Source organism: Methanomicrobiales archaeon HGW-Methanomicrobiales-1 (genome assembly GCA_002839675.1).
Classification (GTDB): Archaea; Halobacteriota; Methanomicrobia; order Methanomicrobiales; family Methanospirillaceae; genus Methanoregula.
The window spans coordinates 1,182,944-1,204,755 of sequence record PGYM01000001.1; the positions used below are offsets into that span (position 1 = coordinate 1,182,944).

Below are 21,812 nucleotides of genomic sequence, written 5' to 3' on the forward strand. Positions count from 1 at the left end.
GCAATATAAGTATAAGAGGAGTCAAGAACTGGTATAACAGTGAGGAAATACCAAATGACCCCTGGTGAAGATTCTTCGTTGACCATATCCGAGCGAAACTGGGAGATACTCATCCTCACTTCCAGCAGTGCCGTCTTCCTTTTGACCTTCTATTGTCTCCTTGTCGGGATTACCACGGTTTTTACGCACCTCTATTATTTCCCGATCATTCTCCTTGCATACCGGTACCAGAAAAAAGGCGTGATATATTCCCTGGTCCTCAGCACATCGTATCTGTTAATCGAATTATTATTGCAGTACTCCAATACCGTTGAAATATTCAGTGCACTGCTACGGGTGTTATGTTTTACCGGTGTTGCAATCGTAGTTGCGTACCTCTCAACAAATCTTACCCGGAAACAACAGGATTTTTTCAACCTCAGCCAGTTCAACGAGAGTATTATATCAAACGCAAATGTCTGGCTTGCCGTCATTGATGCGAAAGGAAATATTATTACCTGGAACAGGGCAGCAGAGGACATATCCGGTTATTCCGGCAAGGAAGTTACCGGGAAAAATTCCATCTGGAAACAACTTTACCCGGACAGTAACTACCGGAAAAAAATTACCGGCATCATCACAACAATTACCCGTGAAAAACAATTTTTTACCAATTTTGAAACGGTTATCATAACAAAAGATGGCAGAAGTAAAACGATCTCCTGGAACACCCGCACGATTCCTCATGAACAGGGTGTTCTCGATCATTTTGTTGCAATCGGGATAGATATTACCGAACGAAAGCAAGGGGAAATGGCGCTGCGGGAGAGTGAGGAGCGGTTCCGCATGCTGCTCCAGAATGCCAATGACGGTATCTTTGTCTTTGAGCTCTCACCAAAAGGCCCCGGGAAGTTCCTTATTGTAAATGATCAAATGTGCAGGTTGTCCGGTTACACCCCTGATGAACTGACACACATGACCGTCACTGATATCGATGTTCCTGAACAATTCGAAAAAGTTCCGGGTATAATGAAACGGCTTATGGAAAATGGGTATGCTGTTTTTGAGACCGATTTACTGACAAAGGACAGGAAACGTATCCCGGTTGAAGTGAGTACCCGGGTCTTCGATCTCCAGGGTAAGCAAACATTCCTGTCCATGGTACGTGATATCACCGAACGCAAACGGGCAGAAGATCAGTTAAAGGAGAGCGAGACTTTTCTCAATGAAGTTGGTGAGATTGCCCTTGTTGGCGGCTGGCAACTTGACATCAGGACAAATGACCTGCTGTTTACGAAAGAAACGTACAGGATTCATGAGGTTCCCGAAGATACGATAATCAATCTCTCACAAGCGATACTCTTCTTCGATATTCCGGGACGGTCAACTCTTGAAGCAGCGCTCCAGCGCTGTACGGAAGAGGGTGAGCCATTCGATCTTGAACTTCCCTTCACCAATGCAAAGGAGAAGAAACTCTGGACACGGACTATAGGACGTGCAGTCAGGATCGATGGTAAGGTGGTGAAACTTGAGGGAACGTTCCAGGATATCACGGAGCGTAAGAATGCAGAAGAGATGCTTAAAAAGAGCCGGATCTATCTCGCTGAAGCAATGGACCTTGCACATCTGGTGAACTGGGAATTTGACGTTGCTTCAGGCATATTTACCTTTAATGATCGATTCTACGCGCTGTACGGTACAACAGCAGAGCGCGAAGGCGGGTACCAGATGACGGTAGAGGCATATGCACGGGAGTTTGTTCACCCGGATGAGTCGGATTTGGTGGCCAGCGAAGTGCAAAAAGCAATAAATTCCCCGGATCCGAACTATACGACCAAGATCGAGCACCGGATAATCCGCAGGGATGGTGAGATCCGGAATATCATCGTGCAGTTTGCAATCACCAAAGATGAACAGGGCAGGACAATCAAAACCCACGGGGCAAACCAGGATATCACCGAACGCAAGACTGCTGAAAATGAACTCAAGTTACTCTACCGGGAACTTGAAGAACGGGTAAAAGATAGGACCTCTGAACTTCAAAAAACCAATGAAGCACTCAAAGAGAGTTCGGAGCGGGTGCAACTCCTTCTCAATTCAACCGCAGAGGCAATCTATGGTGTGGATATGCAGGGTTTGTGCACATTATGCAATACTGCTTTTCTCAGAATACTGGGGTATGAACGGAAGGAGCAGGTTATTGGCAGGAAAATGCATGACCTCATCCACCACACGCATCCTGACGGGACACCCTGCCCAATCAGTGACTGCCGGATATTCAATGCCTTCCTTTTAGGAAAAGGCACCCATGCGGATAACGATATTTTCTGGCGGGCGGACGGGACCAGTTTCCCTGTTGAGTACTGGTCATTTCCCATGCGCAGGGACGACAACATCATTGGAGTGGTTGTCACGTTCATTGATATCACTGAGCGCAAACACCTCGAAGAGCAGAATCTCAAATCGCTCAAAGAAAAAGAGATGCTCTTAAAAGAGATCCACCACCGGGTCAAGAACAATATGCAGGTCATTTCAAGCCTTCTTTTCATGCAGGAACGGCTGGTAAAGGATGTAAAGGTCCGGGAGATCCTGCGGGAGAGCCAGAACCGTATCAGGTCTCTAGCGCTTGTCCATGAGGAGCTCTACCGTTCTGCCAACCTTGACGAGATAGATTATTCAGCATACCTGCACAAAATCGTCCGGCAATTATCCGAATCCTATAATGTCGATCCAACCGCAATCCAGACACAAATCTTTTCAGAAAAAGTGTTTCTTGATATCAACAAGGCGGTTCCCTGCAGCCTGATCTTAAACGAGCTTATGTCAAATGCCATAAAACATGCATTTCCCTCGGGAAGAAAAGGCATTATAACCATTGATTTCAAATTCGAATCCGGTACCTACACCCTTATATTCAGCGATGACGGAATTGGACTTGCAGAGAATATTACGTTTGAATGGACAGAATCGTTAGGAATGCAGCTTATAGCCGGCCTGGTAAAACAGCTGAACGGGACGATCGTATCGGACAGGAAAGCAGGAACAAAATATACCATAACGTTTCCGGAATGAACAGAGACAAAGGAGGGAAGAACATGGAGAAAATGAAAAAAATACTGGTTGTTGAAGACGAATTTGTAACCGCTTCTGAGATCCGGGCACGGCTGACCGACATGGGATTCGAGGTGCCCGCTGCGGTGGATACCGGCCTGGATGCCATCAGGATGGCTGAGGAACTCAAACCGGATATTATTGTCATGGATATCACGCTGAAAGGCAAGATGAACGGAATAGAAGCTGCCGAACAGATCCAGGCACGTTTTGATATTCCGGTAGTCTTCCTGACGGCACATTCTGATGATGCGACGGTAGAAAAGGCGGTTAAGGCCGAACCATTCGGGTACCTCATCAAGCCACTCGAAGGACGTGCATTAAAAACCACGATCCAGATGGCGCTCTACAAGAGCAAGACCGAACAGGAAATCAAAAAACGGGATGCAATCCTGTTTGCGGTCAGTTCTGCCGTTGAGTGGTTGCTGAGGATATCCCGGTCGGATTCCCATGCACCGGACAAAATTGGTGATATTGATAACGCTGATATCCAGGATATCCTTGGACCGATTGGCCTTGCAGTGGAAGCCTGTTCCATGGGCATTTTTACTATCCAGCCGGGTCCTGACGGTTCGTCAACGGTCAGTATGAAATATGAATGGATTGGATCCGAGTGCCATCGAAATGAATGCATTCCTGAACTCAAACTGTTTACTTTCTCTTCCATCGGGGTTTCGCACTGGTACGGTTTACTGTCAAAAGGAGAGTTTATTCCTTTAACCATTACTGGAATTCCGGAAACAGAGAAAACTCTTCTCAATCTGCTTCATGCAAAATCCGGGGCAATTATTCCTATTTTTATCCGGGATACGCTCTGGGGGTTCATCGGGTTTTTCGATATCACGGAAAAGATACGGTCAGCAGATGAGATCGAGGCATTAAGAATTACTGCAAATCTCCTTGGCGCAGCAATGGGATACCGGTAAAAACAATTCCCGGGTTTTACCGGCCCGTGTATTTCATTTTAAAAAACCCTGTCCGGTTTACTCCATTTTCTCCAGTTTCTGCGGCAATGTTTTCCGGTTGATTGATCTTTGCGATAGGTAAAATGGATCTCTGCATTGAGGTGGAGCCCGGGCAGGTAACCATACTGGCTGATGACCGGTTATCAAGAGCGTAAAAATACAAGGCCGACAAAGATCTAAAAAAGCCCGTTACTAAAAATCGGGCATGATTCTCATGGAACCCCCAAGTCCCACAACTGCTATGACCGGCGATGTGCCGGCCATCTGCCATACACCTGATGCTCCGGTAACACCGGCTGCCCGGAAAATCGTGCTTTTCATTGGGATACTTGCCGGGTTCATTACCCCGTTTGATGGTTCGGCAGTCAATATTGCGCTGCCGGCCATGGGTGCGGAATTTCACATGGACGCGATCTCGCTTTCATGGATTGCGACTGCGTACCTTCTCGCCGCTGCCATCTTCCTGGTACCGTTCGGTAAGATCGCCGACATCTACGGGAGGAAACGGATCTTCCTGTACGGTATTGCGATCTTTACCGCAGCGTCATTCATCATCACGATGGTTCCGACCACAAACATGCTCATCGCCGTCCGGATCGTCCAGGGATTCGGCGGGGCCCTGATCTACGGTACAAGCATCGCAATCCTCACTTCCGTCTTTCCCCAAAGGGAACGGGGAAAGGCGCTCGGGATCTACATAACCGCCGTGTATTTCGGGCTCACGCTCGGGCCGTTTTTAGGAGGCGTGCTGACCGAGTACTTCGGGTGGAGGAGCATCTTCTTTGTCAACGTTCCCATCGGCATTCTGGCCTGCATCCTGATCCTCTGGAAACTGGACGGCGAATGGGCGGAGTGCAAAGGTGAGCGTTTCGATCTGTTAGGCTCGGTCATCTATGCCGGTGCTCTTATTGCCGTGATGTACGGGTTTTCCCTTGTCCCGGACAGCACGGGCATCATCCTGGTTGTTGCCGGCATCATCACCGGGATCGGCTTTGCCCTGTACGAGATGCGTATTCCTGCACCGGTCCTTGATATGCGCCTCCTGTTCAATAACCGGGTTTTTGCCTTCTCGAATCTTGCTGCGCTCATCATCTATAGTGCCACTTTTGCCATGATGTTTCTATTAAGCCTCGACCTCCAGTATACCAAGGGTTTTTCCCCCGAATATGCCGGCCTTATCCTGATTATCGAGCCGGCGATCATGGCGTGTGTCTCGCCCTTTGCCGGGCGGCTCTCCGACCGTATCGACCCGCAGATCGTTGCATCGGCCGGCATGGGATTTACCGTCATCGGCCTCTTCCTGCTCTGCTTCCTTACCGAATCAACTCCCCTGTGGTACATAATCCTCAGCCTCGTCGTGTGCGGAATCGGGTTCGGGCTGTTCTCTTCGCCGAACACCAATGCGATCATGAGTGCCGTTGAAAAAAAGTATTACGGGGTTGCGTCCGGCATGAACGGGACTATGCGGATCGTAGGCCAGATGCTCTCAATGGGTATTGCAATGATGATCTTTTCCATCATCATTGGCCGGGTCGAGATCACGCCCGAGTATTATGCCCTGTTTATAGAGAGCCTCCATTATGCATTCATCCTCTTTACGATACTCTGTATCTTCGGAATCGCAGCGTCACTTATGCGGAGGAAGCAGGAACCGGTGGCCGGGGTTCCCACGAGCCGACCGAAATGAGGGGGAGGAATACCATAATTTTTGTGGCAGGAACTAATGAAAATGTTCCGGATATTTTTTAAAATTTTTCAGGATTTTTTTAAAAAATCCGTGGGAGAGCAGATGATTTTGCCCTGCTTCCGGATTACCGGAGGGTAAAAATGATATTTTCACTATTCCCGGTCACTTGTGTGAGGTAAGGAACGCGATGATCCGTTCCTGGATCTCAGAGGACTGCGGGGAGATCCAGGCGCATAAGTGGGAACCTTCCCGAATCCACATCTTCTCGGCATTGGGGATATTTTCCCATGCATAGACACCATGATAGAAGAGAACATCGCTGTCATGGGTCCCGTGGATGATGAGTGCCGGGCACGTGATCTTATCGACCGGGAGATCGGAAATCCGCGCAAGGCCTTCCAGATCATTGTCAACACCGGCCTTTCTTAAGGGGTACTCCGACATTGAACGGGAAAACCGCAGGAGCAGGCGTACCTGCCCGGGATCCTTTAATGCCGCCTCGACCTGCGTGGCGATCTGTTCAGGCCGGAGCAGGGACTCCTGCTGGAGAAACTCCTGCAGGGTCTGTTTGGGGAAATGTTTTGTAAAGTAGCTGATGAGTTTCTCACCGGGGCCGCTCAAAAAAAGCGCCTGGGCGATGGGACCGGCATCGGCGGGCATGAGGTATTGGGTGACAACGGCATCAGCAGCGACAAGTGCGGTGACCCGTCCGGGATACCGGATGGCAAATTCATAACCGGAGGCACCACCGGCAGAACCGAAGACCAGCGCAACTTTGTCGATCCCGAGCGTGTCCAGGAGCGCTGCATACAGGTCCGCCTGCTCGGCAGGCGACTTCCCGCTCGAAAGGGGAGTACCGAGATATCCCGGCCGGCTCGGTGCGAGAAGCGTGAAGCCGGCGCGGGCCAGCCATTCGAATAACAGGATGCTCTGGTCATATCCTCCCGGTCCCCCGTGGATAGCCAGCACAACCGGGCCTTCCCCGATTCGTGCATATTCCACCGGTCCTTTTGCCGTTGTGGCAATCTGTTTTTCTGCAACAAGTTTATCCTGCTGCGCAACCTCGGCACGGACCCAGCCGGGGAAATCGGCGGTAAACAGGGTATCATAGGGTTCTCCAGGCATGAACTGTTGTTAAAGCCAAAACGTGAAAAGTTTTTTGGGAGGATGAGCCAGCCCGGGGGCTGACGATCCTATTCTGCATTCATGAAGATTTCCAGGCAGTCCAGGTACCTATGACCGCAAGAATAAGACCTATGATACCAAAAGAGGGAACTTTCAGATCGTAGTTAAGAAGGTAACTCGATATACTGATCAGGATCATGACAAATCCTACACCGGCCATGATATATCCTGCTATCTGCTGCTTTCCCATGATTCAGTATCAATTCGATATGCAATTAAATTATTCGATAATCGCCGGTTTCACCTAACATGATGAATTTGTCCGGACACCAGAAACGATCACCTCGGGTTTGTTAAGGCTCCGGGGCTGGACAGGGGGCTGGGCTAAGACACAAAGCGATGGCTCTTTTAAAAAAACCCTATCCCCGCATTCGTACTGCCACAAATAAAAAGAAATTTATCCCGCCGGGCTGACAGGATTTTATGCATGTACCTTCCCGCGTCCTGATCGTCGGAATCGGCACTATGGGCGCACAGATCGCTCTCCAGTTCGCCATGCACGGTTTTACCGTACGGCTGTTCAACACAAAGACCGCTTCTTTGGATCGGGCAATGAAAGATATTGCCGGGCTTCTTGATTCGCTCATCGCAAATGGTTACTGTACCGAAAAGAAAGAGACCGTGCTGGGGAGAATCTCGACCTGCACCGATGAACGCGAAGCGGCACGGGATATCGACTTGATCAGTGAATCCGTTCCCGATGACCCGGGACTCAAGGGCGAACTCTTTGCCCGGTTCCATGCCCTGTGCCCAGCCCACACCCTCTTCCTCTCCAATACGTCGCACCTGATTCCCTCCCTGTTTGCCGAACGCTCAGGACGGCCCCGGAACCTGCTCGCATTCCATTTCGGAAACCCGGTATGGAAAGAGCGTGTCCTTGACGTGATGCCGCACCCGGGAACCGATCCGGAGGCAGTAAAAATCGCCTGCGAGGTAGCCCGCCGGATCGATCAGGTTCCGATTGTATTTCCCAAAGAGCATAGCGGATATATCATGAATCACATGGAGAGGGAATATCTCAAGGTCGCGTTTGAGATTGTTTCAACGGGAGTTGCAAACTATAAGGACGTGGATAAGGCATGGCTCCTTACCCACGGCAGTACACCCCCGTTTGCCTGCATCGATCTCATGGGTATCGATCATTCCTACGATGTAGCCATGCGGGCTGCCGGGGCCGGTGACAACGGAGCACGGCTCGTTGCTGATTATCTTCATAAGAATTTTATCTCAAAGGGAAAGTTCGGAAAGAAGAGCGGGGAAGGGTTTTACCGGTACCCGGATCCGGAGTTCGCCCAGCCGGGTTTTATCGAGCAGGGTTTACGGCATGACCGGAACTTCAGGCATATCTGAAGTTGCCTTTGCAAGGAAAATTTCCGCTTTAAAATCTGCATTTTTTTTACATCAGGGTTCGCGTGAAAAACCGGGCAGGGAAATATTCCAGCCCGTGCATTTTTTATAACCGGGTTTTTTTACATTGCTGCGATTAATACTATGAGAATCCCTATGAACACGACCCGGACGCTGGTGCAGGAGGAGGAAAGTGCGATCCATGCCGCAGAAAAGGAACGGGAACATGCCATATTCTTCAACCTTCTCGTAGCGATTGCTCCTGCCATACCCAAGCTTGCCGCAGCGGTTCTCTCGGGGTCAGTTACTCTTTACGCATCAGCGATGAAGACCGTCAACGAGGCCATTGGCGTCCTGGTTGCATGGCTGATCGCACGCAAGATTGCCCGGGGCGATCACGGGGTCTATGATTACGGGATGGGAAAATACGAAAATATTGCCCGTATCATCACCGGCAGCGTGATGCTCATCTCATTTGTCATTCTTATCATTGTCGCCACTTACAAGATCCTTTTCCCGACACCTCTCGGCAACGGGGGTGTCCAGGTCGGGATGGTCATCGTCATCATCATGATTGCCGTTGATAGTTATATCGCGGTCCGTAATTACCGGATTGCAATGCGGGAACCCTCGCCCCTCATGGATTCCCAGTGGCGCCTCTTCCGGTTGAAAGCCATTGCAAATCTCGTGGTCTTTGTGACCCTGGTCCTTGCGACCCTTTGCGCAGCGTTCCCGTGGGCAGTGTATATCGATCCGGTTGCCTCGTTTGCAGTCATGGGCATCCTTCTCTATTCCGGGCTCCGTATGATTGTATCATCCCTCCCGGATCTTCTTGACGAGACGCTGGAAGAAGAACTCCAGCTCGTAGTGGTAAAAGAACTGGCAGATCATTTTCACCATTACGAGCAGCTCCACGGTGTCAGGTCGCGGCGGAGCGGGGGAAGCATCTATGTCGATATCTTCTTAGAGTTCAGCGGAGACCTTCAGATGTGCGAGGTACAGGATACGATCGACCGGATGAAGATATCGCTAGAATCCAAAATCCCCAAAAGTTCGGTCAATATCATCACTTCGAGCGGCAGGTGCAGCCGTGGCAGGTCCTGACCTGGATTGATATGACCGGTTGTTCTCATGAAGAGAGGGAATGATGAGAGCGGAGAAGCCGGGAAAGTCTACAAAAGACCTATAATCAGGAATCGCACACCATCAGGTATCATGATAAATCCTGCCAAGAATATTCCCGAGGATACGGAAGAGAACCGGCAGATCTGCAGGAAGTACTGCAGGATATGCCCGAACTACAAGGCTCATTCCTTAGAAAAATTCCAGCCAACTGAACTCTTCTGCGCCAGTGGAAGGTCCTCATGCCCGGAAAAAAAAGAGATCCGGTGTTTCTGTACTGCCTGCGAGCTCTTCGCAAAGCACCATCTCCGGGTCGGGTTCTTCTGCGTTAACGGTTAGGCACTGTTTCCCCGGGTTATCCATCAGGCTTTACCGGAACTCATCCGGTTCTTTTGCTTTTTGGAGAACCGCTTTACCTTGGGTACCGGAATTGCAGGGTTCCCAGGGGAGATGCTGCATTCGTATGACCGTGCACTGATAAAATGACACCCGCTGTGCTTATCGTCAGGCTCCTGATGGTTTTTCCCAGGTAAGAATATAAGAAAACCGGTTCCCGGAAAATTCCTTTTCGATAAACCCGGCAGCTCCGGCCAGCCGGGTGACGGTACTGCGGGTCTGGAAATGGGGATCGCGGATCGTCTCTTCCACAAGCAGGATACCACCGGGCTTAAGCGCTTCAAAGATCTCGCGTAATGCCGCTTCCCGTCCGGGGATCTCGCCCAATACGGTTATCAGCACGGCCCGGTCGAAGCGGTCACACTCAAGCTTTCCGTCCCCGATACCAGCCCGGAGGAACCGGATGTTACTGAGGCCGGCAGCACGGGCCCGGTCCTGCACTTCCCGCAACATCCCTTCCTGGAGATCCATTGCCGTTACTTCTCCTTCAGGCCCAACGCAGTGAGCGAGCGGGATGGTGAGCCGGCCCGGGCCGCAGCCTGCATCCAGCACGTTCATGCCGGACCTGACATCAAGGAGCCCGATTGTTTTTTGCGTGCGTGCGCTCACCCCGCCGGAAGACGGGGGATCCAGCAGCCATTTCATCCAGACGGGGCAGGGAAGGGTATAACGGCGCGATGCAATCCTCCAGGCAAGAGAGATGATGATAACCAGCGCAATGAGGATAACAAGAATAAACAATATGGAAATCATGGGGAGTCCTCTCCGGTGCGGATAGGATAAACTGAGATGGGGCTATGCATAAATTTTTTTAAAAATTTCCCTTTATTACCATTTACAGCCCGCTTGACGGATAAAAGACAATGCTTTTGTCTGGCATCGTTCTTTATTTTATATCGGATTATGATGCAGAAAAAGCGGATTGCAATTACAACGGCCATTGGTTTACTGACGGGATTATACTGCGTCGGAAGCCTGCTCGTTGCCGCCCCTCCCGGGGTCACCCCGGAACCCTGGTTCATGGTGATGATCCTTTACGGTCGCATCATCCAGGGATTTGTGATCGGTTTTGCTGATGGGATCCCCCTTCGCCCGGTGCTGCGGGGTGCGGGACTCGGGGCGATCTTCAGCCTCCTGCTCTGTATCGTTCCCCTGTTTGCCCACAATTATTTTGGTGCAGTGATGCTCCTTATCTTCGGTATCATCTATGGAGCACTTGCTGACGTAATTGCGAGCTGGGCAATGCAGCGGAAGGCCGGAAAAGCCGGCTTGAACTCCTGATAAATCCCCGGAAACAAACAATCCCCCCGGGGAGATCGCAGGAGTTTTTTCGCGATTTGTGAGGAGGCTGGACAGATACAAAAACAATCAGCGATTGTTATTGCAAAAGACCTGTCCGGTTACGTTGCGTTGATCCCGGTACCGGCCGGTCATCGTGTGCCGGTAAGTGCAGGAGTACTGGAGGCTGATGGGGAAAAATGATACACCGATCAAAGAATTAATCCATTAAAAAAAATCACAACGTGTATGAAACTCATCGTTCTCCTCGTTATGCTATGCCTCCTTACCGGTACCGCTGCTGCACTCTCCCTGCCACAGGTGTCGTTCTTCTCCCAGCCTGAAGTCACGGACCTTGTCCCCGTTGCCTCGTTTGAAGGCGGGCAGCGATTCCAGGCAGGCGATTACCCGGTCATCGTCCTCTCCGGCTCCTACCGGCAGATGGGGCGGCAGTACGGCGGCCTGATGAAGACCGAGCTGAACGAGGAGTACACGTTCCTCATCAACACCCTTGCCCAACGGGGATATACGCAGGAACAGGCGCGGGAAGTGGGACGGGACATACCCGCATTGTATCCTCAGCGCGTAAAGGAGATCTTCCTGGGCATGTCAGAGACCTCGGGCCTGACACCCGATGATATCGCCATACTCTATTACGGGGCGATCTTCCAGCTCATGACTGCACCCCCCGTTCCGGTATCCTGCTCGTACCTTGCCACCTGGGGGAACTATACAACCGACGGATCTGTTGTTGCCTCCCGCAACTGGGACTTAGACGATGCTGTAATGCCGTACACCAAATGGTATGTCCTTACCGTGTACCGGCCTACTGATGGCAGCAACAGCATCGCAACCTGGAGCCCCGCGGGAATGCGGCCCGAGACCTTCATGAACAATAAAGGGCTTTTCATTGCTGACGATAACGCGGGCATTAACGATGCTGCGCCGGAAACCCGCCCGGAATTCATCACGGAATTCTTCCGGTTCATGTTCGATTATTCGGACATGAAAGGCCTTGATGCCGGCATCCGCGGGACCAGCCCGGATGTTGCATGGATTGTCGATGTCGCAGGACCGGACGGCGCGTACGTGTACGAGAAAATGACCAATAAAACGATCCAGAGGACCGGGGACGGGATCGTTGCAGCGGCCAACCATTTCACCGAACCGGCCTGGAACCTCGCTGCACCTCCCGAGCACTCGCTCTCCCGCTACAACAACCTCCTCCGGCTGGCCGGAGAGGCAAAGGGATCGATCGATGCACAGAAGATGATGCAGATCCGTGACGTATGTTTAGAGGATGGCGGGGCAAAGTTCTGTCATTCGGAACTTTTTGGCAACAAGTACTCCAGCAACCACCAGGTTGTTTTCATGCCAAAGTCAGAAACGCTCTGGATGAAATCCATGGACCGGGACTGGCAGAAAGTGGAACTCGCTCCCCTCTTCGGCAACTGACGGCGGGGTAGGGAAAGGTAAATTCCGCAGACCCACCCGGGGGCTGGCCGGTGCCGGAGCGGGAAGGGGCTGTTGAGGGCCGGTGTGGCAGGAGCAACCATCAGGAGGTGGGCATCCTGCGTTCACCTATCTGCTGGCGCCACATTGCATAATACAAACCCTTCTGGTCAAGAAGACTCTGGTGGGAACCGGTCTCAACGATCTTTCCTGCCTCCATTACATAGATCACATCCGCGTGCAGTATGGTAGACAGGCGATGAGCAATCAGGATGGAGATCTGGTCCCTGCTCGTGGAAATATCCCGGATGGTGTTCGTGATATCCTCTTCGGTCAGCGAATCAAGTGCCGACGTTGCTTCGTCAAAGATTAACAGGCGGGGATGACGCAGCAGGGCCCGGGCAATGGAGATACGCTGCTTCTCTCCTCCGGACAACATCATACCGTCCTCCCCGATGAGCGTGTCAATGCCTTGTGCAGAACGGTTAAGTATCCCGTCACACGAAGCCTTGTGCAATACATCCATCATCTGCTCGTCAGTCGCATCCCACCTCACGAACAGGAGGTTTTCCTTTATCGTACCTGAGAACAACTGGGAGTCCTGTGTAACGAGGCCAATCTGCCGGCGCAACGGGTTAAACCGGATAAGTGTCGAGGGCTGTCCATTGAAATATATCTCCCCGCTGATAGGACGGTATAACCCTGCCAGGAGCTTCATGAGCGTTGACTTGCCAGCACCCGATGGACCGACAAACGCGATTGTCTCACCGGTCTTCACGTGAAAAGAGATCCCGTCGATGGCGTTATAACCGGCAGTCTTGTGACGGAAGACAATGTTTTCAAACCGGATATCGTTCAGCTCGTCGATCTCGATCGGGTTTTCCGGTCTTTCTTCAATCGGCTTTTGCATCAGCAGATCGAAATTATTTACCGAAACTTCGGCCTCGCGATAACTCACGATTACGGAGCCAAAGTCCTGCAAAGGTCCAAAGATGATAGCAGTGATGAACTGCATCGAGACCAGTTCTCCTGTTGTAAGGACTTTGTGGAAGATTAACCAGAGGAGAATGAACAGTATCGACTGCTTGAGGATGGAAAGCGTAGTTCCCTGGAAAAACGTCAGCATACGGACCCGTTTTATTTTCGTCATCTCCAGGTTGAAGATCTTTAAATTTCGTTTCCGTAGTCTCCAGATCTCAGGGAAGGTGAGGCCCAGGCTTTTCACGAGCTCGATGTTCCGCAAGGATTCGGTGATCACCCCGGAGATCTCGTTGGTTTCGCGGTTGATCTCTCTCTGCGTTGTCTTGATCTTTGAAGAGAGCAGCCAGGTCAGCGATCCCAAGACGAGGATCCCAATCACAAAAACAGGTACCAGCAGCCAGTTCTTGGTGAGAGAATACGCGATGAGAAAACAAATGCCGACAAATGCAGAGAAGAGGACATTGATGAATGCATTGATGAAGGTCTGGGTATCCGACCGGACTTTTTGCAATATTGATAATGTCTCACCGCTCCGCTGGTCCTCAAACTCATCGTACGAAAGGCGGAGCGTCTGCTCCAGTCCGTCATTGTATATCTGCATCCCGAACAATTCCACTGCCAGCCGGGCAAAATAATCCTGGAACGTTTTTGCAACCCGGGCGAAAAACGCGATTGCAATGGCAACTCCCAGCCAGAAAAGGACACCGGTGACCAGAACATTTTCCGGGATGTAGAGTGGATTTAAGGCATAGTCATCGATGATCTTTCCAAAAATAATCGGATCGACAAGGTTCAGCAGCTGGCTGATGCCCGCTAAAATGAGAGCGACAACGATAAGCCATTTCTGCGGCCTTAGATATTTCCAAAGGATCATCATTGTTCTGGTAAACCGGCATTGTTTCTTTTTCTCATATATATTCAATGGCATATACACCATACGGGTCTGGAAAATTGACGAAAATCCCCGGCCGGAGATCGCCGTCCGGAATAATTTTAAGCTGCGATCCGGCCGGGAATTCCCCGGTGAGATCCCTGCCGGGATCGATTACCCGAAAAAAATAGGGGAGATGATGAAAAGAATAAGGGGCCCGTAATTATTTCTGCACCGGCTTTGTCCGGGATACCAGGTACTTTTCTTCACTCTCTTGTGCCTGTGTTTTCCACGCATTGACCGTTTCATTATAGAAAGCAAATTTCGGGTTGTAGACAATGCCGGTCACTCCTTCATTGAGCCCGGTAACCTGGTTTCCCCCGGTAAATGACCCGTTGAGATGGTCAGCGATACCGGTATAGACAACCCGGTCCACCCGCTTGACTGCCGATGCAAGCACGAATTGCGGGCCAAGCGGGGACTGGTCGGAATCCGTGCCGATAGCATACCGCCCGGGGGTAGTATTTGCTGCATCAAACACGCCCGTATTGGAATATCCTGCACACGCAAAGATCACGTCTGTCCCGTTGCGGTACATCCCTTCTGCAACCTGTCCGGCCACGGTAGGATCGGAAAACCCGTTGGTTGTGTATTGGTGCACATACGCAGGATCAACGGAGATCGATGAGTTGACGGCACGGGCACCGTCCGTGTAACCATCGAGAAAGGCATCGAGCACGTCCGACTGCATCCCCATGATGATCCCCACCCGCCCGGTCTTCGATGCCGATGCGGCAAGCACACCGGCAAGATAACTGTCCCCATAAGAGGTGATCTCGGACGACCGGGTATTGCCCGACCCGGTTCCCGACTGGTCTATGGCTAAGAACTCAATATCCGGATACTGCTGCGCAAGCTGGCGGGTGAAACCGGCATACTGGAAACCGACTGTTATGATAAGACCCGGTCTTTCCGATCCCTTCGTAGTGTTGAGGATTGCCGGAAGGGTTTCGTAATCAGAAGGTATGAACTCCCGGGTGGCTAGGGAAAACTTTTCCTGTGCTGCCGCAAGGCCCTGGTACGCGCTGTCGGTGTATGAGAGGTCGCCTTTCTCAGACCCGTACACGATGTACACGGTATTGGCAGCAGGTTCGTGCGGCAGCATACTTACCGCAACTGCTACGGCAAGAACGATGACTGCTGCAACAATAACGCTCAAAATGAGATACTTTCGGTCCATGATTTCACATATAGGATAGAGGATCGTTATCCCGGCAGGTTGGCCGGGCTTGACTCCAAGGAGCGCCCGGCGCCGGGCACCCGGGTCCTGTCAACATCTATGACGTAACGGATCCTGAACAGGGAGGTGTTGGTCAATGCTCCATAGAGTACTCAACCATCCCCTTCCCCGTACGGGCTCCCGGAGATCCGGCAGGGTTCGGCCGGAGACCGGGTGACGGTTATGATCGGGGCTGTTCACTCTGCGCCGGGAAACGACTGCCCCGCAGCCTGTTCACCGTAGGGCAGCGAGAAGTGAAGCTGCTCAATGAGCCAGCGGCTCCCGGTGTTCCGCAGCACCATGGTCGACCGGCCATAGAGCGTCTGCTTTGTGGTCCCGTCAATTGTGAACGCAATGGCACTCTTTGACGTTGCCCAGGCAACCCTGCCATCCCCAAAGATCTTCCGGTCAGTAAACTCAACCGAAAGAACGGTGGCCTGGCTCATATCACGCTTTATGTGCTGGATAAAATCAGTATGATTCGTAATGACTTCATCCGGCCCGCTCCCAAACCCGGTGATATCGGGAGAGAATAACGCCGAGAATGCCTGTATGTCCTTCTTCCGGTAGGCCGTGGCATACTGCTGCATGACCGCGATTACTTCTGCATCCTGTGCGGGTGTGAGTTTCATAGCAATGGGTTATCGAAATCAACCTATTATTATTTTGTTATTCATAATCGGAAAAAAGGTAAAAGTTTTGCCATTTTCATCTCCCGTCCCTCATTGCCGATCAGCATAGATCCCGGATCCCACAAACCAGGTATCATCGACCGGTGCAACATAGCAGAGTTTCAGGCCGGGTAACCCGGTATCCGGATTGAGATAATCCACGTACACAAATCCTCCGCCCCGCTTTGCTGCCGAGATCTCCCACTCGATAATTTTTACCCCGTGAGTATCAGAAAAATTCAGCCGGTTCGAGCCGATCAGTTCCGGCTGGAACGGGAGTGCGAGCGTGGTCCCGTTATTGGCGTAGGCAAAGATATACCGGCTTCCATCAGCAAACGTACCGTTCCGATCATTGAAATCAGCAATCGCCCTGCCGGCACCCTGCACCTGGGCATACCCGCGGGCCAGCTTCACCCTCTGGACAAGTTCTTCCCGCTCAGTAGTGTTGAACCCGGCCGGCAGTTCGGGCAGGTACATTCCGGCTCCTACAAACCATTCATTGTCAACCGGCATGACCGTGGAGAACTTGAACTCCTCCCGGTAATTATCCCCGGGATTCGGGTAGATATAGTAGACTGAACCCCCGCCGTCACGGGCAACTTCGGTCATCCGGTCGATAAATGCAACCCCGTTGGAATCGGTAATGCCGGTCCGATCGGTCCCGAGCAGACCTTGCTGGTAGGGCAGTGCAATGACCGTCCCGTTCATCGTGTACGCAAACACGTAAAGGTCCCCGTCGATGAATGATCCGTTTACGTTATTGAACTCGCGGAGAGCTGCCTCCTTCCCGTGTTCCTGTGCATAGGCATGTGCCGCGTTTACAAAACGGGTGAGATTTGCAGAGCGGGCATCGGTCGCCCCTGTCACGTTCGCCGGTATTTTAGTAGTTTTCACGGCGGCTTCACGGTCGATGCTGGTGACTACTACCCGCCATGTTGCCCCATCGATCCCCGCGGTTTCCCAGACCGCAGTCTTGGTGACATTCCGGTTCCATTCCTTGTCCCAGAAGACATAGTTCGCTGTACCGGACGGCTCTTTGATGATTTTAGATACAAATTCCTGCAGAACTGGATCTGCATAGACGGGGTCGGATACAATATTTTTCCCGATCTCTTCTTTTGTCGTGTCGAAGACCTCGGTCCCGTCCAGCTGCGTTACCCAGACATCATAGCCCGTGCTGCGGATCACCGGCTCGATATGCCGGCCAAGGAAAACATCCGCCGGATAGGTGATATCAGTATAACCGAGATACTCTCCTGATGCAGAGAACACCGGGTAGCTTTGCGAGATACCGGTGAAACCTTCTTCCATCCTAAAGACCCCGCTGACAACCGGCACCCGCTCCGTGTTTGCCTTCCGGACCTGCGACTGCCAGCTCAGGTTCATACCAACCATCCCGGCATGGTTCCGGGGCACTGCGGTTGTAACGATTCCATCCCGCGAGATGACCAGAGAAGAGACCGCCCAGGGATGACGCATGAGATTTTCAGCCAGGGCTGCCTCTGCGCCGGGGCCCGAAAGACCCGTTGTGGAGAGGACATGGGAGTTATTCTGAATCCCTGCTTTGAGTTCGCCGAGATCGTTGTTGATTGAAACGGTGAGCTGTCCTGCAACCGCTTTCATATCAGTGATCTTCGGATCGGCAACCGTACTGGTACATCCCGCCAGCGATACAGATACTACCATGAGAAAAAGAATCATGGCAATGTGAAATGCCTTCATAGCACTCGTGTTAGCCTTGCATCACAAAAAATATTGTCAAATGGTGTGATGCAACCAGAGGAGTGCCGCGACGGCTAACGAGGACTGGGGGACAATGCCGGGCGGAAAGGAAGATCATACGTGACAAAGGCCCAGCATTTCCGGATCGTTAAAAGGGGGGGTGACCGGAGAATTACTATCAGGCTATTTTACTAAAAGGATTGTAGATTACCAGATCAGGTACCTGATCGAAATCCCGCTCGTTCCGGGTAACGAGGGTCGCATCCAGTGACAGGGCGGAGGCAGCGATGACGGCGTCGGGGAGTGCTATATTTACCCTCGTACGGAGTTCAATGGTTTTCTCTGCAAGAGTATCAGTAAGAGGCAGGCACCGGGCACAATCAAGAAGACTTCTGGCTTTCTCAAGTCCTTCGGGGGTGTGATCTTTCCATCCAAGAAGTTCGATCCGGGTGATAATGGAGATATTAAAAGACTCCTGAAGAATCCGGTCAAGGACCGGTTTCTCGTCATCAGGAATTGATCCCGCGAGATAATAGATGAGGATATTGGTATCGATGAGATAGGAAGTCATCCTCGGTTCCACTCACTCCGGAGGGCCCGTGCTACTTCCAGGGGATTTTTGATCCTGTCACGATATATCCCGTAATACTCCTGCGGATTGCAGGGTGCAAGCCTTGGCTTCTGCACCTGAAGTGTCCGCTCCCAGAGTTCAACAGGGATTATGACGCTTTTCTTGTGGCCGCCAGCGTCATACACGTACTGGATTTCATTCATTGTACCATCATTATTCCCGCGAGAGAATATAGTTTTCCCGGTGCTGGCGTATCCTGGGGACTGGCCGTAACTCGCAAGTCGGAGTCTCCTATGTCCGAAATTTTCTTACAGGATCCGGCCGGAAAATTATCCGGCCGGTTCCACCCGGACCGAGGCGAAGGGGCGGGCTTTTGCTTAACGAGGCACCCGATCCGCCGGTTCCAACGCTCGCCGGAATAAAAACGGAGAATTAAAAAAAAAGATCTATTAACCATCACCGCTCACTATTTTTACCATGTTTGAATCAGGCAACAAACCTGTCGTTGAGGATACTGAAGAGAACCGGGCAATCTGCAGGAAATACTGCAAGAACTGCCAGAACTACCGCAAACACTCCCTGGAAAAACACCAGCCAACCGAACTGTTCTGCTCATGCGGCCAGTCGTCTGCCACGGACATGAAACTCATCGGCTGTTACTGCTCGGGCTGCGAGGTCTATATACAAAACCACCTCCGCGGCGGCTTCTTCTGCGTCCGACGGTAATTTTTTTATTGATTTTTATTTTATTTTTTCAGGCCGGGTAGGCTTAACATTTTAAAAAAAAGTTGGATTTTTTTTGTACCGGGGCCTGTCGGGAAATTTCTTTGGCCTGCCAGAAAATTTGAACCATACGTTGCGGGATCCTCTGTTGTATCGCCATCATTTTTTTCAAACCGCTTTTATTCCCCTGTGCCTGCAAAAAAAAAGAAAATTACTATTTTTTGGGAGATTTGGGAGGAATTGCCAGCAGGTCATCCTCCTTCCCCGCGGCTTCCCGCTTCTCCATTGACCATCCGATGATAGAGATCGCTATGGCGGTGATCAATACAGCCGTGAGCAGGATGTCAGTAATCGTGTTTTTTGGCATAATGAAAGTCAGTATAAAAAAAACCGGGATGAGCCCGATTGCAATCATTTTCAATTGTACCTGCGTTACGTGCATTGGAGATCCTCACGCCTTCCTCTCAAAGAAGAACTATAGCTGGTTCGCCGCAGAGCCTCATATGGGTTTCGGGAGGAAGAAAAAATGTGATTAACCGGACTTCATGATCCGGTGAGTAAGGTTCCGGGCAGGTTCGGGGAACCGTCCTTTAATGAATTCGATAATACGTTCGGTTAAGGTTGTCCGCTGGGTCTCCCGGATAAGATTGAGTTCATTGCCCGGCGTTGTATCCACAGTCACGTTCACGTAGGCAAGGCCGACAACATTCTGCAGATCTTTTGCATCGTAAATCCGCGGGCCGTACTGGTATTTGTTCTCCTGCAGCCACGGGTCAGGGTAGCCGGGCAGGGCAGTTGTACCATTGGCAAAGTCACTCACCATCATGTTGCTGTATTTCACTACCAGCTGGTCGGAAAGTTTCCACCAGTCATTCTTGTTCTCCAGGGCATTTGCCGTACTGTACCCGGTAAGATACGCCCGGGCTGCATCCTCTCCCTGCGTATAATAGAGTTGTCGTGCATTCTCCTCAAGAACCGGCTGAACGGCAAACTGTCGCTGCTCAATTGCCTGCTGCCGGGCCTTGATATCACCGGACATGGCACGATAATTGAGCGTTGCCCAGTTGGTCACGTAGTTAAACGCCCACCAGGCCTGATCCCGGCTGAAGGTGGACCGGTCAGTATTCGACCATTCGGCGGGAACCTGTGTCCCTCCTGCGTAAAAGGGAATATAAAGCGTCTCGGCTGGCTGGGCAAACCCGAACCAGGCAATTCCGCCAATGGGGTCGGGGAGCCAGCTCCGGCCCTGGTTGATGTAGCTGTACCCGCAGAACATCTCGGAGACCGCACGGGGCCATGCACCCGGTTTTACTTCGCCAAAGATAATGTGGCCGTGATCATCGAACGGTCCGCGCCAGCGGTAGGGATTCCCGAACGGGCCGGCTGCCGGCCCGGTGGTGAGATCCCAGACCGTGCCTTCGTAGTGATTCCTGAAAAGGGCAAAGGCATCGGCGGTGGAAAGTTTTTTGTCAGGAGCAAGGCTGAAGGGGTATTCCTTCGAGTACGTGTCGGTAACGTACGGCGTAAAGTTACGGGATGGCGCAATCCTGCTGTACAGGCTCCAGACCCGGCCAAGGGAATAGTACGGGTGCGAGTACTCACCCTCGCTCACGGTATTTAACCAGTCAAGGTTTCCCTGTGATTCGTTCCACCACCCGTTTGCCTTTGCAGCGGGAAAGAGGCTGGCAGAATACATCTGGTTGGGATTGCCCGGCACCACATCCCGGATACGGAACGTGTTGGCCGTGACAAAGATCTCGCCATTGGGAACTTTCTGTGCTACCCAGAGTCCGCCTTTTCCGTCAGGTGTACCCCCGCACATCTCGATGACCCAGGCTTCTTTGGGGTCGCCAAAGAGCAGTGTCTCTCCGGTGCCGTAATAGCCGTACTGGTCAATGAGCTGGCCGATTAAGGTTACCGCTTCTTTTGCCGTCCGGGTTCGTTCGAGCGCGATATTCGAGAGCTCTGAACTATAGAAAATCCGGTTTTTCGGGTCGGAGACGGGCTGAACTTTTGCTCCCGTTGTCACTTCCCCGGACATCAGCTGGTGCTCGTTGATGATCCCGTAACTGCCGGTGTAATACCCGTACGTGTGTTTTACTTCCGGGATGTAGGCTAAGGGTTTTGACTGCGCTTCCTTGACACTCGTGGGTTCATCGGATCCGGAGTTGGGATCATAGTTGACCGCCCGCATCGCACCTTCAGGATGATCTGCTGCGGGTACATAGATGATCTGGGAACTCTCGTTTGCTACCTTGTGCCCGACAACGCTGGCACCAAAGCCGTCATTCGTGTGCCCTACATACATTGACCCGTCAGCAGATGCACCCGGTGTAATGATGAAACTGGTGCATGCCAGGGCCGGAGAGCAGAGAAGGATCAGCGCCAATAAAAGCGCCGGAAACCGATTTGTCGATAGGATCGCCATGCAACTTTTCCTTGGGATGAGGAAATATTTAATCGATGCCCTTT

Annotated in this window: 19 protein-coding genes; 9 read left to right on the top strand and 10 right to left on the bottom strand. The window is 51.7% G+C overall.

Annotation, left to right across the window (positions count from 1 at the left end):
• The first annotated feature begins 54 nt into the window (after positions 1-54).
• From CVV30_05960 to CVV30_05970, 3 genes are all read left to right on the top strand, one after another.
• Positions 55-3,051 (top strand): hypothetical protein, encoded by a 2,997-nt coding sequence (locus tag CVV30_05960; protein PKL70882.1) that lies wholly within the window; start codon positions 55-57, stop codon positions 3,049-3,051.
• On the top strand, positions 2,937-4,016 hold the full coding sequence (locus CVV30_05965) for a hypothetical protein (GenBank protein ID PKL70984.1): 1,080 nt from the start codon (positions 2,937-2,939) through the stop codon (positions 4,014-4,016). The genes CVV30_05960 and CVV30_05965 overlap by 115 nt, the downstream gene beginning before the upstream one ends.
• A gap of 253 nt (positions 4,017-4,269) precedes the next feature.
• Positions 4,270-5,742 carry an MFS transporter gene (locus tag CVV30_05970; GenBank protein PKL70985.1) on the top strand — a complete coding sequence of 491 codons (1,473 nt, stop codon included), beginning with the start codon at positions 4,270-4,272 and terminating at the stop codon, positions 5,740-5,742.
• A gap of 162 nt (positions 5,743-5,904) precedes the next feature.
• On the opposite strand, the gene CVV30_05975 is transcribed toward CVV30_05970, so the two are convergent.
• On the bottom strand, positions 5,905-6,867 hold the full coding sequence (locus tag CVV30_05975) for an alpha/beta hydrolase (GenBank protein PKL70883.1): 963 nt from the start codon (positions 6,865-6,867) through the stop codon (positions 5,905-5,907).
• A 483-nt stretch (positions 6,868-7,350) separates the two neighbouring features.
• Between CVV30_05975 and CVV30_05980 the strand changes: the two genes are divergently transcribed.
• The 3 genes from CVV30_05980 to CVV30_05990 all read left to right on the top strand — a co-directional run bounded on the left by CVV30_05980 (position 7,351) and on the right by CVV30_05990 (position 9,735).
• On the top strand, positions 7,351-8,277 hold the full coding sequence (locus tag CVV30_05980) for a 3-hydroxybutyryl-CoA dehydrogenase (GenBank protein ID PKL70884.1): 927 nt from the start codon (positions 7,351-7,353) through the stop codon (positions 8,275-8,277).
• Positions 8,278-8,418: 141 nt separating this feature from the next.
• A complete protein-coding gene (locus CVV30_05985) occupies positions 8,419-9,378 on the top strand; it encodes a cation transporter (protein ID PKL70885.1) in 960 nt (319 codons plus the stop codon).
• A gap of 111 nt (positions 9,379-9,489) precedes the next feature.
• Positions 9,490-9,735 carry a hypothetical protein gene (locus CVV30_05990; GenBank protein PKL70886.1) on the top strand — a complete coding sequence of 82 codons (246 nt, stop codon included), beginning with the start codon at positions 9,490-9,492 and terminating at the stop codon, positions 9,733-9,735.
• Between the two features lie 165 nt (positions 9,736-9,900).
• On the opposite strand, the gene CVV30_05995 is transcribed toward CVV30_05990, so the two are convergent.
• A complete protein-coding gene (locus CVV30_05995) occupies positions 9,901-10,545 on the bottom strand; it encodes a methyltransferase type 11 (protein PKL70887.1) in 645 nt (214 codons plus the stop codon).
• A 150-nt stretch (positions 10,546-10,695) separates the two neighbouring features.
• Here CVV30_05995 and CVV30_06000 point away from each other — a divergent pair, with 150 nt between their 5' ends.
• Both CVV30_06000 and CVV30_06005 read left to right on the top strand, forming a co-directional pair.
• A complete protein-coding gene (locus CVV30_06000; GenBank protein ID PKL70888.1) occupies positions 10,696-11,073 on the top strand; it encodes a hypothetical protein in 378 nt (125 codons plus the stop codon).
• A gap of 246 nt (positions 11,074-11,319) precedes the next feature.
• On the top strand, positions 11,320-12,525 hold the full coding sequence (locus tag CVV30_06005; GenBank protein PKL70889.1) for a peptidase M1: 1,206 nt from the start codon (positions 11,320-11,322) through the stop codon (positions 12,523-12,525).
• 100 nt (positions 12,526-12,625) lie between these two features.
• Here the strand turns inward: CVV30_06005 and CVV30_06010 are convergent, their stop codons facing one another.
• From CVV30_06010 to CVV30_06035, 6 genes are all read right to left on the bottom strand, one after another.
• Positions 12,626-14,380: an ABC transporter ATP-binding protein gene (locus CVV30_06010; protein ID PKL70890.1), complete on the bottom strand. Its 1,755-nt coding sequence runs from the start codon at positions 14,378-14,380 to the stop codon at positions 12,626-12,628.
• Between the two features lie 217 nt (positions 14,381-14,597).
• Entirely contained in the window at positions 14,598-15,614 is a 1,017-nt protein-coding gene (locus tag CVV30_06015; GenBank protein ID PKL70891.1) for a BMP family ABC transporter substrate-binding protein, read from the bottom strand.
• A 236-nt stretch (positions 15,615-15,850) separates the two neighbouring features.
• Positions 15,851-16,285, bottom strand: coding sequence for a DUF4440 domain-containing protein (locus tag CVV30_06020; protein PKL70892.1), 435 nt, complete (start codon positions 16,283-16,285; stop codon positions 15,851-15,853).
• Between the two features lie 90 nt (positions 16,286-16,375).
• On the bottom strand, positions 16,376-18,046 hold the full coding sequence (locus CVV30_06025; protein PKL70893.1) for a sodium:calcium antiporter: 1,671 nt from the start codon (positions 18,044-18,046) through the stop codon (positions 16,376-16,378).
• A 178-nt stretch (positions 18,047-18,224) separates the two neighbouring features.
• Positions 18,225-18,617 carry a nucleotide-binding protein gene (locus tag CVV30_06030; GenBank protein PKL70894.1) on the bottom strand — a complete coding sequence of 131 codons (393 nt, stop codon included), beginning with the start codon at positions 18,615-18,617 and terminating at the stop codon, positions 18,225-18,227.
• The gene (locus tag CVV30_06035; protein PKL70895.1) at positions 18,614-18,820 is read right to left on the bottom strand and encodes a hypothetical protein; all 207 of its coding nucleotides are present in this window, start codon (positions 18,818-18,820) and stop codon (positions 18,614-18,616) included. The genes CVV30_06030 and CVV30_06035 overlap by 4 nt, the downstream gene beginning before the upstream one ends.
• A 274-nt stretch (positions 18,821-19,094) precedes the next feature.
• Between CVV30_06035 and CVV30_06040 the strand changes: the two genes are divergently transcribed.
• A complete protein-coding gene (locus CVV30_06040; GenBank protein ID PKL70896.1) occupies positions 19,095-19,343 on the top strand; it encodes a hypothetical protein in 249 nt (82 codons plus the stop codon).
• A 211-nt stretch (positions 19,344-19,554) separates the two neighbouring features.
• Here the strand turns inward: CVV30_06040 and CVV30_06045 are convergent, their stop codons facing one another.
• Positions 19,555-19,755, bottom strand: coding sequence for a hypothetical protein (locus CVV30_06045; protein ID PKL70897.1), 201 nt, complete (start codon positions 19,753-19,755; stop codon positions 19,555-19,557).
• A 117-nt stretch (positions 19,756-19,872) separates the two neighbouring features.
• The gene (locus CVV30_06050) at positions 19,873-21,768 is read right to left on the bottom strand and encodes a peptidase U34 (protein PKL70898.1); all 1,896 of its coding nucleotides are present in this window, start codon (positions 21,766-21,768) and stop codon (positions 19,873-19,875) included.
• Positions 21,769-21,812: the final 44 nt, after the last annotated feature.

Coding starts and splice junctions, on each gene's coding strand:
- CVV30_05960 (PKL70882.1), top strand. CDS start 55: ATGACCCCTGGTGAAGATTCTTCGTTGACCATATCCGAGCGAAACTGG.
- CVV30_05965 (PKL70984.1), top strand. CDS start 2,937: ATGGACAGAATCGTTAGGAATGCAGCTTATAGCCGGCCTGGTAAAACA.
- CVV30_05970 (PKL70985.1), top strand. CDS start 4,270: ATGGAACCCCCAAGTCCCACAACTGCTATGACCGGCGATGTGCCGGCC.
- CVV30_05975 (PKL70883.1), bottom strand. CDS start 6,867: ATGCCTGGAGAACCCTATGATACCCTGTTTACCGCCGATTTCCCCGGC.
- CVV30_05980 (PKL70884.1), top strand. CDS start 7,351: ATGCATGTACCTTCCCGCGTCCTGATCGTCGGAATCGGCACTATGGGC.
- CVV30_05985 (PKL70885.1), top strand. CDS start 8,419: ATGAGAATCCCTATGAACACGACCCGGACGCTGGTGCAGGAGGAGGAA.
- CVV30_05990 (PKL70886.1), top strand. CDS start 9,490: ATGATAAATCCTGCCAAGAATATTCCCGAGGATACGGAAGAGAACCGG.
- CVV30_05995 (PKL70887.1), bottom strand. CDS start 10,545: ATGATTTCCATATTGTTTATTCTTGTTATCCTCATTGCGCTGGTTATC.
- CVV30_06000 (PKL70888.1), top strand. CDS start 10,696: ATGATGCAGAAAAAGCGGATTGCAATTACAACGGCCATTGGTTTACTG.
- CVV30_06005 (PKL70889.1), top strand. CDS start 11,320: ATGAAACTCATCGTTCTCCTCGTTATGCTATGCCTCCTTACCGGTACC.
- CVV30_06010 (PKL70890.1), bottom strand. CDS start 14,380: ATGATGATCCTTTGGAAATATCTAAGGCCGCAGAAATGGCTTATCGTT.
- CVV30_06015 (PKL70891.1), bottom strand. CDS start 15,614: ATGGACCGAAAGTATCTCATTTTGAGCGTTATTGTTGCAGCAGTCATC.
- CVV30_06020 (PKL70892.1), bottom strand. CDS start 16,285: ATGAAACTCACACCCGCACAGGATGCAGAAGTAATCGCGGTCATGCAG.
- CVV30_06025 (PKL70893.1), bottom strand. CDS start 18,046: ATGAAGGCATTTCACATTGCCATGATTCTTTTTCTCATGGTAGTATCT.
- CVV30_06030 (PKL70894.1), bottom strand. CDS start 18,617: ATGACTTCCTATCTCATCGATACCAATATCCTCATCTATTATCTCGCG.
- CVV30_06035 (PKL70895.1), bottom strand. CDS start 18,820: ATGAATGAAATCCAGTACGTGTATGACGCTGGCGGCCACAAGAAAAGC.
- CVV30_06040 (PKL70896.1), top strand. CDS start 19,095: ATGTTTGAATCAGGCAACAAACCTGTCGTTGAGGATACTGAAGAGAAC.
- CVV30_06045 (PKL70897.1), bottom strand. CDS start 19,755: ATGATTGCAATCGGGCTCATCCCGGTTTTTTTTATACTGACTTTCATT.
- CVV30_06050 (PKL70898.1), bottom strand. CDS start 21,768: ATGGCGATCCTATCGACAAATCGGTTTCCGGCGCTTTTATTGGCGCTG.